Genomic DNA, 12,358 nt, shown 5'->3' on the forward strand with positions numbered 1-12,358 from the left:
GGAGAGAGATGCGGCAGCACCTCTCTCTTCTCAGCTCTAGTGAGGCCGAAAGCCTCACTCTGATCAATACTCCCAGAGAGGATCACCTCTCTGCAGACTGGCAAGAGAAAGGGAGAAGACCAGAGACACTCAATGTCTCTGGTCTTGGAACCACTTTCTTGAACTCCATCTGTGACAAGCCGAGTTCAGAGAGCGAACAGAATGCGAAGGATGTCGTCTGAGACCTATCCCCGCTCCCGCGATCCAATCCAACCCCAAACGATTGCTTGCGCTCTCGCAGAGACACTCTTGGCCAGTGGATACACCGACGTTCGCGTCGTTCAAGGCCAAGTGTGTGCGGTAAAGCAATTTAACTTCACGACCGCCGTGGTAGTTGGTCTTGACGATGTGGGCTACCAGCGCCGCTACTGTTATGAGCACCGAAAAGACGCCGTGGCTGCTCTCTGGGCGTGTGACGGCCACGAGCGCCCGTCAGGACCGTGGATCAAATGCAAGGGCGTCGGCATTGATCTCCTGAATCCGGCTTTCTGCTAAAGCCAAAGCCTTATCGCCTCCTTCGGTCGCTAGACCTGTGACGAGGCATAAGCCTGCTCCAGCGGCGGCACTGATCTTTTCCGCTCATGCTCGGGTTACGCAGCAAGGGCCACGAACTCCCGGCCTCCCCACATCCAAGTCGCAGCTGGTTGAATTCTTACCGAGGCAAGCCATGAGATGACAGCACGTACAGCTGTTCTTCGCCCAGCGAAACGTTCTCCAGAACGCCGAGAAGCACCTTCCTCATGCTAGACAAGGACAGATCCCCTTTGACCGCGAGGGATGCCACCGGCCGACGTGCAACAACTCGCCATTACATCTGCAGCCACCCCAAAGCCGTAGGCCTGAACACGTCAGCCATTCAGTGTGGAGTTGCTCGCCTGCGCCACGCGAGTCTCCGAACCATCTCAACAAGAGAAAAACAACATGTCCCCCTATTGGAATAAAGTCCCTTCGAAGCACTGCTCGAATTGCGAAGCGCTCATCGATCATCTTCACGTGAACTTGCACCGCAATGAAGAACGCTTTCAGAAACCTGGCCCGCCAAGCACCTTGGAGGTGAGAAACGCCCGCGTGCTGAAGTCGTACTGCATGAAGTGCGGAGTCAACGCTGCCCGTAAGGATCTGGAGAAGCGTGGTTTCGCCTGCCATGACATAGAGGACTACGAGGGCGTTCGTCTATGCACAAGCTGCGGTCAGACTCACCTCAAAAGGAACAATTGGCAACCCGTTTACCTGATCGCTGTCAACTCGTTTGATGACGATGGCCTCGGCACCCTGGAGGAAACGGCGGTGGTGATTGCCTGCGCGGAGTGCGAGGCTGCACATGGAGGATTGCAGCCCGTACCTCTCGCTGTAAGCAAGCGGCGACTGGTGCGCCGATTCATTGACGCTTTTTGACCTGCGGATGTACGACCTTGAGGACCTGGTGCAGCGCCGCCGCAAGGATCCTGTGGATACTGGGTTCTTGCCCGCTCACGTCGCCGCGCGCTTCGCGTGAAACTCCCGCACCTTCTTCCGCCACGGTCACGCACGGAGCCCAACTGGGGCGCCGGCGCGTGCGATCACCCTGACCGCTCTCTCATGAGAGCCGACTATTTCACCAGCATCTCATCGGCCGACTTGCCCGCCTCGAGTGCTGCCTTGAACCAAGCAGGGCGTGGGCCGCGGCCGCTCCAGACATTGCCCTGATCGTCCTTGAATTTCGGTGCACCATTGGCCGCAGCCAACTTCTTGGTCTTGCGCCCCTTCTTCGCGGTGGCTTCTTTCACCACGGCGCCTCTTCCGGTTGATCTGCCAAAACCAAGATCAGCAGCGGTGAAACCGTACACCGCGATAGCTTCTTTGATGCGACTGAGAACGCCGCTGGCTTCCTTGTTGCGCAATTGCTCAGCCTCCTTTTGCAATTGCTCAATCTGCTTCTGAACCTGAAGATAAGTCTTTGCCATGGGAGCTTTCAAACTGGAAAAGGCGCAAGCATACGCTGGGCAAATGGACGGCCGTTGTCAGCGCTCTTCCTTATTTTTCAACGACCCATAATGCTGCTGAACGACTGGTGGCAAGTGTCACACAGTGGCGCGCCATCACATCACCAAACCTCGATGCTCAAGCTTCTTGCACCCATGCAATCAAAAAAATGAAACCTGCGACGGAGTCCTCCTAGGCTCGCCGAGAAGGCGAAACCAAGGAGGACTTTTCAGGCGTCTCAATGCTTGTTCAGCGTTGATTTGGTTCGAATATCTGTCAAGGTCGTATCGCGCATCAGACTCTACCGAGATCACCGCGGTGCTTCGCGTTGGACTCATGTTGAGCAGTAAGGTTGGCAATCCGCGTCTCCTCCGCTGCAGCGCGATGGACCTGTTCCAATTGATACGGATCACATTGCTTGCGAGCCAGCATGACACGGTCCACGAGAAGAAGGAATTCTTCGTCAAGCTCTGGTGCACCTTCCTGTCCCGCCGCTTCGCTGACGGCATGGGTCGCCTTCATTGGACATGCCGCCCGAAGAAGATCGCCTGGACGTGCCTTGCGCCGCTCCCGTGCGCCGGGAATCCCATGATGGCGATCCGATCGCGTTGCTGGCAGATGCCGCAATTCAGGCAATCGCTGCTGCCGAGGCTGGCGGGGCACACGACGACGTGACGACCTGCAGGCGTCCGAACAGCCTTGGTCATTCCGGCAGGCAGAAGGACCACGACGGGCGCGACTCCGAGCGCGGCATAAGCATCGGCCTGGGCAAGCGTCTCCGCGCTCAGGTTGACAGTGAAGCCGATTTGGTTGGCCCTCTGGATAGCAATGCGGTTCGCTGGCGTGGGCGGGTAGTGGGTGTAGGTAAACCCGCGCCGCCCCTTGTTCGCAAGCGCCAGTTGGATGAGCAGCTTCTCGTCGATCACGCCTGGCGAGGACGGCGTCAGATCTCCCGCCTGGTTGTGCCGCCACAGGGCGTGTCGACGCAGCGTCGAGATCTCCTGCAGCAACTCGTCGAAACTGCTGCCGCGCCCTCCTTCCGAGACAGCTCTCCAGTGAAGCGCCAGAGGCCCGCTGTCGGCATAGCAGCCGTTGTGCTTGAGGCTGCAGCCGGGTGGACAGGAGTTCGCACTCGTCGTGGTGACTGGCATCGGGCCGGTCTTGGCGTTGCGGCTGATGCGCGTGAAGTGATATGTGAAAGTCGACGGTGATGCGACCGATGCGACGAATCGCTTCGATCGACCACGCGAATGCATGGTGACCAAGATCTGCTCCTCGGGGTGGGCCGCGGATTGCGGCAAGGCAGCGCATGCCCTCCCCTCCCTCGCTCCGCCTGGAAGGCTCAGAAGGATTCAGGACATGCGCGGGGGTAAAACGGACTCGCAGGTCCAAGAAAGGCAGCGACGGCCCGGTGCGAGCGCCATGGCGGCACTCGGGTCGTTCGACTGGATCGCAAGCGCTCAGCTGTCGGAATCGCCCGAGGATTCCCTGGCGTTGGCCGCGGCATGGCACGCGCCCGGAGGCTCGGATATTTCCTCGCCCAGCCATTGCGCCAGCTTCCTACCCACTTCGACGGCGCAGCCATGCCAGGCATGGCCACTCACGAGACCGGTGTCCAACTGCTCGGGCGTGACCGCCGCAACCCGTCTCGCGTACTGCTTGAGCGCATGGATCACGAAGGCTTGAATAAGCGCACCGTGTTCGCTGTACTCCATCAAATCGACGACGAACTCGACATTCGACTGACGATGGTTCATCGCGCCTCCTTGGATGACAGCAGCGCAATCTCCGCACCGAAGGCCAAGGCGGCGTTGTCCGGTGTGGGCGGGCCGTTCTGGCGGATCCACCAGTCGGGCGGAGTGCATGGAACGGACATCACGCCCAGGTAACCGCCTTGGGTGGCATAGCCCACCACCCTGGCCCGGCCAATGCCGTTGAGGCGAATCAGAATGTCGGCTCCGATCGCTGGCACCTCGAATTCGGCCGACCACTTGATCTGGTCCTTGGAGGTGAGGTTCCGTGTGTAGGCAGGCACCGTCTCGTGCCGCTCGAAATGAATGTTCATGCGGTTGGCTCCAGAGGTGGAAGCAGCGTGGCGCTGGCGAGTTGGTGGGATTTCATGCGGAAGGCTTGGCCGTCACTCTCGCGCGCGACATCCCACCCTCGGCGGCCGAGGCAACGCTGCAGCGCATAGATCCGAGCGTCGTACGAGATGCGCACACCTGGCCGGATCGCTGCACGCCTTGCGGATCGGCTCGCATGGAACGCGCGCACCCTCTCACGCCAAGGCCCCGCATAGGGCCCTGCAGGCGCATCGGCCTGTGCGAGGAACGACAGCGGGCAGTCGTAGTAGCAAGGCCCGCAGGTCTCGTCCATGCTCTTGACGGCCACCTCCCCCTTGCGGGATTCGACGAGCGTCAGCCCGATCCATTTGCACCCGGTGCGCTCACCGGCACGGTGTTGGGCAAGGAACCACAGGCGGTTGCCGATCACGCGGTGTGCCAGCACCGTGGCGTAGGCGCCGACACTGGCCAATTCATCGTGGATGGCCTGATCCTTGGTGGCGCGGTAGACGATGCTTCCCATGTCAGGCCTGCGCAATGAACGAACGAATGGATGAAACCTTCGCGTGAAGCCCGAGAGAAGACAGGTTCACGGCGAGGATGAAGGGAATATTTGTCCGAGGAGAGTGGTTTTTGTTGCGCATGGAACAGGCGTAAAAAAACCCGCACGAGGCGGGTTGGTTCTGGGGTCAAGGGCTGTTGACTTCGCATGGACACGACTTCGATTCAAGGCCATGCAAAGACCACGAAGTCCAAGACGCTTGGCAACGCCGGGTTGTCGGCGGCCAGTTCCAGGGCCTCGCATTGGTAGGTCTGCGCGAGCCGGAGCAATCGACGCAGTTCGTGCCATCCCAGCGCTTGGGCTGCTGCGATGTTGTCGGCGGTGACGTCGACGCGCCAGCTGAAGTCGTCCAGCTCGAGGACCCGTAAGCCAGCGAGATGGGACTGTGAGGTGTTGTCGCCTTCTACAGCCTGATGTTCGGCGTGAATCTGCCGCGCAACCTCCCAGGGCAGATGGCATGCGCTGACTCGCAGCGTTCGGGCGATGTAGCAATAAAGGCCTGCCGGCGGAAATGCAGAAGGCTCGTGAGCCACCGGACCGTGAAGAGTTGGATCGATGTTCATGGGACTGCTTGGAAAAAGAAGAAAGGAAAAGGGAGAGGAAAAACGCTTCGTGCGCGCGGCGCTGGGACACTCGTCAAGACATGCCGCCTCAGGCGGCACAATCTCTGCATGACGACGATGCAAGAGCTGCCTGATGAGGTGCTGAGTGCGATGGCAGTGGAGTGGCGCAGGAAGGCCCTGGAGGGAGACCTTCATGCACGCGGCACTGCCCACGAACTTGAGACGGAATTGCGCCGACGTGCCGGTGCACCGTTCACGAGCTACGACACCCTGGACATGCGCCCACTCGAGAAGAGAACGGCGCGGCGCCCGTGGTGGAAGCTCTGGCGCGCACACTGAAAAGAACGAGCAAGTGCCGCCGAGCCAAGTGCGGTTCTCACCCTGACGTCGGTGCGTCACGGCATCTGTGCGTCGTTGTCCGGTGCAGACGGGGTCTTGTCGAGCTCGACACATCGCCAGAACGCTTGCTCCTGTCGGATAAGTCGCGCGATCTCGGCTTCGCAGCGTTCGATCCGGTAGACCTGCAGGTGCTGGCCGCCCAGCAGCACGATCACGTCGGCGGCGTTCGCGCCTGTGACCGCGAGCTGGTGCAACACCCGCAGCCTGATGTGCTCGGGGACACCTTGAGCCCAGAGGTCGGTGAGGTTCATGCCAACGGAGAAGCATTCGAGAAGCTGGACATCGGAAGACGCCACGACTTCGCGCGTGACCATGGCGCGCATCCACGAGTGCCGCGGGTGCCGCAGCGTGGTGTTGACGCGCCGGACCTTGCGCCCCGTCCTGAGCGTGTAGTGCGCCGCCACGATCGGTTCGAGCAGCCGACTCCAGTAGGCAAGGCTGTCGTCCTGGATCTGCGTCGGATGCAACAGGTCCTGTCGACCGGTCTTCTCCATCCAGAGACGGACCTGGGACTTGAAGGGATCCCGGTCGAGGGCAGCGGCCGCATCGAGGTCTCCGATTCCGGGCTCGCGCATGTCAGGCCATCGGTCGCAGCGCGGGTGTTGGGGCTGAGGCGGCTGGACCAGTTGGAGTTGCGGCCGCCCTGTGGGGTACGTCGCTCGCAGACGCTCCGCGCGTGTATTCACCATGTTTTTCTCCTTGAGAGGTTCTGATGTCCGTCCGGCAAAAAGCCCCTCTCCCGTGAAGGAGAGAGGCCTCTTTTTGGGGGGACGGGGGGTAAAAAGCCCCTGTGAGAGGGCTTCAGGACGTGAGCTGAAGTACGCGGTCAAGGGCGCGTTGCTTGATCGCCGCGCCTTGGCCGAACCAGGCGCTGTCGAGCCGGTATTCGGGGCTGCGGGCCCGGCGTTCGTGGTCGACGAACTCGGTCACCGCGTTGAGCAGGCCCCACGCTGTGCCCTTCGCGGCAGCGAGTGCGGCGCCTCGTCCCCTGCCCTCGTAGAGGGCTTGCACTGTATTCAGGGCACGGTCATTCGGCAGGCCCGACTGTCCGGTGTCGCCCTGCCTGCGGATGGCCTCATGGGCGTTCGGTCCGCACAGCACGTGCAGGAAGTAGTCCAGCGGTTCTTTCCCTTTGACCTTGCGTTCGGACAGCTGCTTCATGCGGTGCATGAAGTGATCCCACTGGGAGACAGCAATCCCCAGCTTCTGCTTGATGGCGTCGGCGTCGAAGCGGGTGTTATGGGGCACCCGAATCGCGTTGCTCGTGCCGTCCAGCGCGATGGACAGGGTGTTGTTGCAGACCACCCGGACGGTGGTCGGGGTGACAGTAGTGGCAAGCGTGCCATCGCAGGAGGTGGCGAGCAGCAGGTAGCCGTCGACGACGTCCGAGCCCTTGAGGACGGCCTGTTTGCCGGTGCGCGCCAGTGCCCAAAACTTGCGTCCGGCCTTGAGCACACCGGCGGTTTCCATCTCGTAGCCACCGATCTCAGTAAGGTCGCGGTAGAACTCGAGCACCGCCCGGGGCTGCACGACCTGGTAGCGGCTGCTCACGACCGACAGGGGGGCCTGGGTATCGCTGCGGTAGAGGACCTTGTGGTCCTGGAAGGACTCCAGGGTCTGGAGCGACGGGTCTGTCTCCGGACCTTCGGTCATGTAGCGCACGGAGGTTTCTCGGATGGTCCAGTCCATGCCGGCACTGCGAGCCCAGACGTCGATCGGCTGCTTGGGCGGGAGACGGTGACCCAGGCGATGCCAAGGGGTATCACCTGCGAAGGCCATTTGTTCGATGAGATGTGCCATTGGGAATCGGGAAGAGAATGAGGAAGGAAATGGGGAAGAAAAGAAGAACCGGGACCGTGAGTGCTGCGTCAGTCCAGATCCGGGTCTTCGGGGTCGTCGTAGAACGGAGCGTCGGCTGGGGACGGCCCCGCTGTCCGGAACGTTGACGACGCCGGCGCTGGGTCCGGGGACGACCACGGTCCGTCGGACGCACCGCGTCGGCCGCTGAAGGTGTGGCCGCAGTTGGTGCACCTGCAGTTGTTCAGGACACGGTCATCGACAACGCGCCCGAAGATGGCGCCGACCTCGGTGCCCAGGGCGCCGCCGCCCAGGCCACCGAGCACCACGCCGATGACAGTGCCGATCGTTCCGCCGGCCGGACCGGCGGCCATACCGACGGCGAAGCCGACGCGCGCGCCGCGAAGCGCACCGGCAACGCCGCCGGCGGCACCTGCCAGGCCGCCGAGCGTGCCGCCGGTTCGCTGGGCGATGTCGCGGGTTTCGATGCGGTCGCAGCCGCAGTTGGGACATTGAAGGGAAGACAAGGTGAAAGTGCTCCTTTGAAAGCAGGTGGAAAAAAGAGGAAGAGAAGAGCTGGAAAGGCCGGACCCAGGCGGCAAAAAGCCCGGTCGACGGCGAGGCCGGACCGGGCTCTTCGGAGGCTCTTGCTGAATTCGGGGAGCGAAGGAGGAACAGGCGTCAGTCGACGATGCGGCCAGCAAGCCGTGCCAGGCGTGCGTATTCGCTCAAGGGCTTGTTCGCCTTCCAGTACAGGTCACGCTCGATGCCGAGGGCACCGCCCATCAGTCGGATCGACATCAGCTCTTGCACGGACACATGGCCCGTCTCAGGCATGCCCATGCCGAGGTCGCCCAGGCCGTAGGCCAGGTCTTCGTCATCGGGGTCCAGCTCGGTGATGAGCCAGGTAGCGGCCCCGCAGGGGTTGAACCACTTGACCACGGGAGGTGGATCGAAGCGAGGGTTATCGCGCGAGGCTTCGCCGTTGGCGAGCAGCAACTGGCGCAACTCGGGGGTAATGAGTTCCATGGGGTCTCCAAGTCTTGGCCCGATGGGGTCGGGCAATTGGGTGTCTGGGAAGGGTTCGGGCCGCGCTGCGTCAATGAGCAGACGGCATAGCGCCCGGCCACACGGCCGGACAGGGCCGGGCACGGCCAGGCGAGACGGCATGCAGAAACGAAAAAGCCGCCCGAAGGCGGCTTGAGAGGAATTGGAAGGTCGAGACGGAGGCATCAGCCTGGGCGTTTGCCACTGCGGCACTCGGCCTCCCATTCGCCGAGCTGGTCGGCGGTGATCAACTCGTCCTCACCATGCTGGACGCGGAAGGCGACGATCTGCGTATCCACGCAGCCCTGCACATTGGAGGCAGCGCCCGGTGGCACCACCGTCACTGCCGACTTCGCTGTCGGTGCCAACGGCACTTCCACGCCGTTGTCGTACCTGGCCACGACCTTGAGCTCGTCCGTTGTGTTCCTGTCGCTGTCCAGCGTGGCGACCACGACGTCACCATGGGGCTTGCCCATCTTCCACCCGCTGCGATCCCTGAGCTTGCCGGAGAAAACGTCGTAGTTTTCTTCGATGCCGTCCTTGACCCCGTCGACCATCCTGACGCGGTACACCAGCCGGTCGGTGCCGCGTGAATAGCGTACGAGCTCGCCGTCGACCAGGCCCTTGGAGTACGTGGCGCGAAAGACCAGCTTGCCGGTCTCGTCGTCGACGATTTCCTGTTTGCCGTGCACCTTCCCCTGCTTGAAGCTCACCTGCAGGATCTTGCGCCCGGACTCGGGCCCGTACATCGTCATGTCGCCATCCAGGACGCCGTTGTCGAACTGCGCTTCTGCTGCGAGCTTGCTGCCGTTGCGAGGAAAGTAGGTCTTGATGCGTCCATCCAGCGCTCCCTTGTCGAAGCTCATCTCGTCGGACAGCAGTTGGTCCGCAGTGGCGCGGCAGACTGCCTTGCCATCCAGAACGCCTTGATCGACATCGACGTCGCAGACAGCGACAGCGGTGTAGATGTCCGCCTGGATGCCCAGCGACGTGTAGACGTTGGAAAGGGTCTGGTGGTAAGCCCCATAGTCCCTGCGACCCATGATGGCTGTACGTGCGGGAATGTTGGTAAGGTGCCCTGAGTACGGCTTGTCGGCACCAGCCCGGAAGATCTTGCCGTTGACGACCTCGGCGTTGCGGAACTCCAGGGTCGAGGGGCCGCAGCCGGCCAGCAGGAATGCGGCGCCCACGGACATGCACGGCGCGAGCAGCGCCTTGATGATGGTTTTCATGGTGTGTGGAGAGGAAGAAGTTATTGGCCGCTCGGCTCACCTACGGATCGACAAGCCGATGGCGCCGCCGACGAGCAGCATGCCGGCGAAGCCCTGGAAGGCTTCGTCATCGCTTGCCAGGGCGATCAGCAGTACCGCCATCATCACCGTCATGATGATCTTGGCGCTCTTTGGGAAGGTCTTGATGGTGGTGCCGACGAGGTAGTAGATCTCGCCACTCCAGGCAATGACTACGGCAGCCGGCGGGAACACCAGGAAAATGCAGACCAGCGCCCAGCGCTGGCGGAACCAAGGGATCGAGCCGTAGGGACTCGGGCTTCCGGAAAGCGGTGCCTGCGCTGTGGCAGGTCCCTGCCCTGCGGGGGTCTGGGGGGCACCGCATTTGGGGCATGTCGGGGCGGTTTCGTGGATCTGGTGGCCGCAGCCGCGGCAGTGGACGAAGTTGGTCATGTGATTTCTCCTAGGTTTTCGGTGGAAATGCCCTTGAGCCGGGGCGTATCCGGTGCTCGGACGCACCCAATCCGCTCAGTCGCGCACAGCAAGTACGCGCCTCCTCCAAAGCTCAAGGAAGTCATATGTGTTTGAAGATTTCTGGAATCGCTACCCAAGCCTTCTTGGACAAAGCGCCATAGATTTTTAGATCTATATTTCGCATAGTTTGCCAGATATAGATTCATCGTCTATGGATTTCTGAGTCTAGAATTTTCAGACTCCGGGTGATGCCGAAGTCGACCTCCAAACTAGCCAGCAAGGAGGATGTTCAGTTGAACTTTGGGCTTGCCGTGCGTACGTTTAGGGACGAACGCAAGCTGACTCAAGAGCAACTCGCGGACTTCAGCGATATGCACGTGACATACATCAGTCAGATCGAACGTGGACTGAAAAACGTCTCGCTATTCAACATCCACCGTCTTGCTCACGCACTGAACGTTGCGCCAAGTGAGTTGCTGAGCCCATCTCATGGGCGGACTCGGGGAACGCGGCATGAATAGCGTTGCAGCCGATCACGGCGACCAGCGGTAAGTCAGTGGAATTTCCGAGCGGATTGCCCATGCCTGAGAGGCAAAAAAGCTCGCATCTAGCGCGAGCAGGATGGCGAAACCTGTGATGCCCTCTCAGTCTCGTCCCGGTCCAGGCGCTACCGGCTCGAAGCCGACCGATCAACCTTCGGCGGGAATTCGTAGCTCAGCGAATGAGTGCTCCCCGCTAGCACACCGAGCCAACCCATGCGCCTGTAAAGAGAACACCCGAACCAAGCACGACCCAGCGACCACAATGGCGTGTGTTATCGGCCTGCGAAGAATCTTGGATACCCTTAGCCCTGGGTATGCGAGCAGTGAGCATCCGGTCATCCCACGAGACCAATCGAGAAGCCGATGGCGGCTATCGAGCCGACCGCCCGTACCCAAGCGGCCAAGTCTCCGGAGGTCGGTGGCATCACGAAATAGCGGCCGCAAAGCCGACGCAGACGACGACGCTCCCAAATCAACAGTCTCGCAAGGCATGTTCACCTGACAACGCAGCTTGTGAAGGCTTCTTCGGTCGGCTCAAGAACGAGCTGTTCTATCCTGATACTGGAAGAACGCCACCACCGAGCAGTTCATCGAGGTGGTCGACTCCTACATCCGTTGGTACAACGAAGAATGGATCAAGATATCCCTGGATTTTCACTCCATCGAATACCGAGAGTCTTGGGCTAATGACATAAGACCATTCCAAATTTTTAACCGCCCCCACTGGCTCAATTTCTGTCGGCGCCAACACCTGGTCATCTAGTAGACGTCAGGCATTACAACTGGCCGTCAACTTTTCGTGTCAATTTGGTCTTTGCCTCAGCGGCCATCTCATCGAGGCGCGCGAGTTCCCTTCTAAGTTGGCGCGCTACCTGCTTTCGACTCTGAGATGCGAGCGCAAGCATCGACGCGCGAATCTTCGCTCTCGCTGAGGACGTTCCGGAGCTTGGCGGACCTGCATAGACACCATCCTTGCGGTCGATCCTGCCACGAAAGTTCAAGGCCTGCGCCGACACGTCTCCCATTAGCCGATCGGCATCAACCTTGACAATACGCCCCCCAACCAACTGATACCACTGCTCACCCGCCCTGTACGAGACGAGTCCCCCGAGGGCCGTGCTCAAGGGTGCTGGGATGCTGTTCCGGCATGTGTAAGGCGCCAGGGCGGTGCCCCTGCGATAGTAGGAGGGTAGGCAGAAGTCGGAGACCAGCGGCCACTGATGGTCATCGACTTGATAAGCGAGCGCCGGCGCCTGACATGGATCACATATCTCCATCAGGTACTCGACTGACTCGCCGGAACCTCTTGGATCCGGACCCCACGACATTGCGTCACCTCGGGGGTCGACCAGCATTTCGAGGATTTCGTGGCTAGCGCCGACCGACCAAGCGCCCTCCGGAGCGTAAGCAACCACGGCGAACGGCGGCATCGGTGGATGCATCTCGCAGTTCGGTTGCGCATGAAAGCCGGCAATTCCTGCCGCGTTGTCCCTAATGAATACGGGCCACACGCCTCCAGGCATGTCCTCGACTCTGGGATACCAGGTACAGCCCGCGGTAATTCCCCAGGCCGTAAAGTCACGCTGCAACTGAACCTGGATTGCGCTGCTGACTGCCGACATCTCCGAACTGCTGATCTTCAGACCCTGGGGAATCAATGCAACAAGCTGCATGGCATCAC

Annotated in this window: 17 protein-coding genes and 1 pseudogene; 4 read left to right on the forward strand and 14 right to left on the reverse strand. The window is 61.1% G+C overall.

Features of this window, described 5'->3' with window-relative positions:
• Positions 1-960: 960 nt before the first annotated feature.
• Positions 961-1,434 carry a hypothetical protein gene (locus FHY06_RS13665; protein ID WP_184605483.1) on the forward strand — a complete coding sequence of 158 codons (474 nt, stop codon included), beginning with the start codon at positions 961-963 and terminating at the stop codon, positions 1,432-1,434.
• A gap of 194 nt (positions 1,435-1,628) precedes the next feature.
• Here the strand turns inward: FHY06_RS13665 and FHY06_RS13670 are convergent, their stop codons facing one another.
• The 7 genes from FHY06_RS13670 to FHY06_RS13700 all read right to left on the reverse strand — a co-directional run bounded on the left by FHY06_RS13670 (position 1,629) and on the right by FHY06_RS13700 (position 5,189).
• The gene (locus tag FHY06_RS13670) at positions 1,629-1,982 is read right to left on the reverse strand and encodes an H-NS histone family protein (protein ID WP_184605484.1); all 354 of its coding nucleotides are present in this window, start codon (positions 1,980-1,982) and stop codon (positions 1,629-1,631) included.
• Between the two features lie 313 nt (positions 1,983-2,295).
• A complete protein-coding gene (locus FHY06_RS13675) occupies positions 2,296-2,523 on the reverse strand; it encodes a hypothetical protein (RefSeq protein ID WP_184605485.1) in 228 nt (75 codons plus the stop codon).
• Positions 2,520-3,257 (reverse strand): DUF7227 family protein, encoded by a 738-nt coding sequence (locus FHY06_RS13680; protein WP_260310448.1) that lies wholly within the window; start codon positions 3,255-3,257, stop codon positions 2,520-2,522. The genes FHY06_RS13675 and FHY06_RS13680 overlap by 4 nt, the downstream gene beginning before the upstream one ends.
• 204 nt (positions 3,258-3,461) lie before the next feature.
• A complete protein-coding gene (locus FHY06_RS13685; RefSeq protein ID WP_221404240.1) occupies positions 3,462-3,758 on the reverse strand; it encodes a hypothetical protein in 297 nt (98 codons plus the stop codon).
• Positions 3,755-4,066 carry a hypothetical protein gene (locus tag FHY06_RS13690; RefSeq protein WP_184605486.1) on the reverse strand — a complete coding sequence of 104 codons (312 nt, stop codon included), beginning with the start codon at positions 4,064-4,066 and terminating at the stop codon, positions 3,755-3,757. The genes FHY06_RS13685 and FHY06_RS13690 overlap by 4 nt, the downstream gene beginning before the upstream one ends.
• Positions 4,063-4,587 carry a hypothetical protein gene (locus FHY06_RS13695; RefSeq protein WP_184605487.1) on the reverse strand — a complete coding sequence of 175 codons (525 nt, stop codon included), beginning with the start codon at positions 4,585-4,587 and terminating at the stop codon, positions 4,063-4,065. Before FHY06_RS13695 ends, FHY06_RS13690 begins: the two co-directional genes overlap by 4 nt.
• Positions 4,588-4,790: 203 nt before the next feature.
• Positions 4,791-5,189, reverse strand: a complete 399-nt coding sequence (locus FHY06_RS13700; RefSeq protein WP_184605488.1) for a hypothetical protein — start codon at positions 5,187-5,189, stop codon at positions 4,791-4,793.
• Positions 5,190-5,297: 108 nt separating this feature from the next.
• Here FHY06_RS13700 and FHY06_RS13705 point away from each other — a divergent pair, with 108 nt between their 5' ends.
• Positions 5,298-5,528: a hypothetical protein gene (locus tag FHY06_RS13705; RefSeq protein ID WP_184605489.1), complete on the forward strand. Its 231-nt coding sequence runs from the start codon at positions 5,298-5,300 to the stop codon at positions 5,526-5,528.
• Positions 5,529-5,584: 56 nt separating this feature from the next.
• On the opposite strand, the gene FHY06_RS13710 is transcribed toward FHY06_RS13705, so the two are convergent.
• The 6 genes from FHY06_RS13710 to FHY06_RS13735 all read right to left on the reverse strand — a co-directional run bounded on the left by FHY06_RS13710 (position 5,585) and on the right by FHY06_RS13735 (position 10,114).
• Complete coding sequence (locus FHY06_RS13710) at positions 5,585-6,277, reverse strand: YqaJ viral recombinase family nuclease (RefSeq protein ID WP_260310389.1); 693 nt, start codon at positions 6,275-6,277, stop codon at positions 5,585-5,587.
• A 112-nt stretch (positions 6,278-6,389) separates the two neighbouring features.
• Positions 6,390-7,388, reverse strand: coding sequence for a TIGR03299 family phage/plasmid-derived protein (locus tag FHY06_RS13715; protein ID WP_184605491.1), 999 nt, complete (start codon positions 7,386-7,388; stop codon positions 6,390-6,392).
• 68 nt (positions 7,389-7,456) lie between these two features.
• On the reverse strand, positions 7,457-7,912 hold the full coding sequence (locus tag FHY06_RS13720; RefSeq protein ID WP_184605492.1) for a hypothetical protein: 456 nt from the start codon (positions 7,910-7,912) through the stop codon (positions 7,457-7,459).
• A gap of 154 nt (positions 7,913-8,066) precedes the next feature.
• On the reverse strand, positions 8,067-8,414 hold the full coding sequence (locus FHY06_RS13725; protein WP_184605493.1) for a DUF2958 domain-containing protein: 348 nt from the start codon (positions 8,412-8,414) through the stop codon (positions 8,067-8,069).
• A 203-nt stretch (positions 8,415-8,617) separates the two neighbouring features.
• Positions 8,618-9,664, reverse strand: a complete 1,047-nt coding sequence (locus FHY06_RS13730; RefSeq protein WP_184605494.1) for a toxin-antitoxin system YwqK family antitoxin — start codon at positions 9,662-9,664, stop codon at positions 8,618-8,620.
• Between the two features lie 36 nt (positions 9,665-9,700).
• Complete coding sequence (locus tag FHY06_RS13735) at positions 9,701-10,114, reverse strand: zinc ribbon domain-containing protein (protein WP_184605495.1); 414 nt, start codon at positions 10,112-10,114, stop codon at positions 9,701-9,703.
• Positions 10,115-10,383: 269 nt separating this feature from the next.
• Between FHY06_RS13735 and FHY06_RS13740 the strand changes: the two genes are divergently transcribed.
• Together FHY06_RS13740 and FHY06_RS13745 are read left to right on the forward strand one after the other, a co-directional pair.
• Positions 10,384-10,656, forward strand: coding sequence for a helix-turn-helix domain-containing protein (locus tag FHY06_RS13740; protein WP_184605496.1), 273 nt, complete (start codon positions 10,384-10,386; stop codon positions 10,654-10,656).
• A gap of 485 nt (positions 10,657-11,141) precedes the next feature.
• Positions 11,142-11,356, forward strand: a pseudogene (locus FHY06_RS13745) (IS3 family transposase); the annotation flags it as partial.
• Positions 11,357-11,453: 97 nt separating this feature from the next.
• Here FHY06_RS13745 and FHY06_RS13750 read toward each other — a convergent pair.
• The gene (locus tag FHY06_RS13750; RefSeq protein ID WP_184605497.1) at positions 11,454-12,350 is read right to left on the reverse strand and encodes a hypothetical protein; all 897 of its coding nucleotides are present in this window, start codon (positions 12,348-12,350) and stop codon (positions 11,454-11,456) included.
• Positions 12,351-12,358 lie beyond the last annotated feature (8 nt).

The organism is Variovorax atrisoli (genome assembly GCF_014195185.1).
GTDB lineage: Bacteria > Pseudomonadota > Gammaproteobacteria > Burkholderiales > Burkholderiaceae_C > Variovorax > Variovorax atrisoli.

Excerpts from the sequence above, each read along its gene's own strand:
- FHY06_RS13690 (WP_184605486.1), bottom strand. The coding sequence starts at position 4,066 with ATGAACATTCATTTCGAGCGGCACGAGACGGTGCCTGCCTACACACGG.
- FHY06_RS13695 (WP_184605487.1), bottom strand. The coding sequence starts at position 4,587 with ATGGGAAGCATCGTCTACCGCGCCACCAAGGATCAGGCCATCCACGAT.
- FHY06_RS13750 (WP_184605497.1), bottom strand. The coding sequence starts at position 12,350 with ATGCAGCTTGTTGCATTGATTCCCCAGGGTCTGAAGATCAGCAGTTCG.
- FHY06_RS13665 (WP_184605483.1), top strand. The coding sequence starts at position 961 with ATGTCCCCCTATTGGAATAAAGTCCCTTCGAAGCACTGCTCGAATTGC.
- FHY06_RS13740 (WP_184605496.1), top strand. The coding sequence starts at position 10,384 with ATGCCGAAGTCGACCTCCAAACTAGCCAGCAAGGAGGATGTTCAGTTG.
- FHY06_RS13675 (WP_184605485.1), bottom strand. The coding sequence starts at position 2,523 with ATGAAGGCGACCCATGCCGTCAGCGAAGCGGCGGGACAGGAAGGTGCA.
- FHY06_RS13735 (WP_184605495.1), bottom strand. The coding sequence starts at position 10,114 with ATGACCAACTTCGTCCACTGCCGCGGCTGCGGCCACCAGATCCACGAA.
- FHY06_RS13710 (WP_260310389.1), bottom strand. The coding sequence starts at position 6,277 with ATGGTGAATACACGCGCGGAGCGTCTGCGAGCGACGTACCCCACAGGG.
- FHY06_RS13730 (WP_184605494.1), bottom strand. The coding sequence starts at position 9,664 with ATGAAAACCATCATCAAGGCGCTGCTCGCGCCGTGCATGTCCGTGGGC.
- FHY06_RS13705 (WP_184605489.1), top strand. The coding sequence starts at position 5,298 with ATGACGACGATGCAAGAGCTGCCTGATGAGGTGCTGAGTGCGATGGCA.
- FHY06_RS13700 (WP_184605488.1), bottom strand. The coding sequence starts at position 5,189 with ATGAACATCGATCCAACTCTTCACGGTCCGGTGGCTCACGAGCCTTCT.
- FHY06_RS13725 (WP_184605493.1), bottom strand. The coding sequence starts at position 8,414 with ATGGAACTCATTACCCCCGAGTTGCGCCAGTTGCTGCTCGCCAACGGC.
- FHY06_RS13685 (WP_221404240.1), bottom strand. The coding sequence starts at position 3,758 with ATGAACCATCGTCAGTCGAATGTCGAGTTCGTCGTCGATTTGATGGAG.
- FHY06_RS13670 (WP_184605484.1), bottom strand. The coding sequence starts at position 1,982 with ATGGCAAAGACTTATCTTCAGGTTCAGAAGCAGATTGAGCAATTGCAA.
- FHY06_RS13715 (WP_184605491.1), bottom strand. The coding sequence starts at position 7,388 with ATGGCACATCTCATCGAACAAATGGCCTTCGCAGGTGATACCCCTTGG.
- FHY06_RS13680 (WP_260310448.1), bottom strand. The coding sequence starts at position 3,257 with ATGCATTCGCGTGGTCGATCGAAGCGATTCGTCGCATCGGTCGCATCA.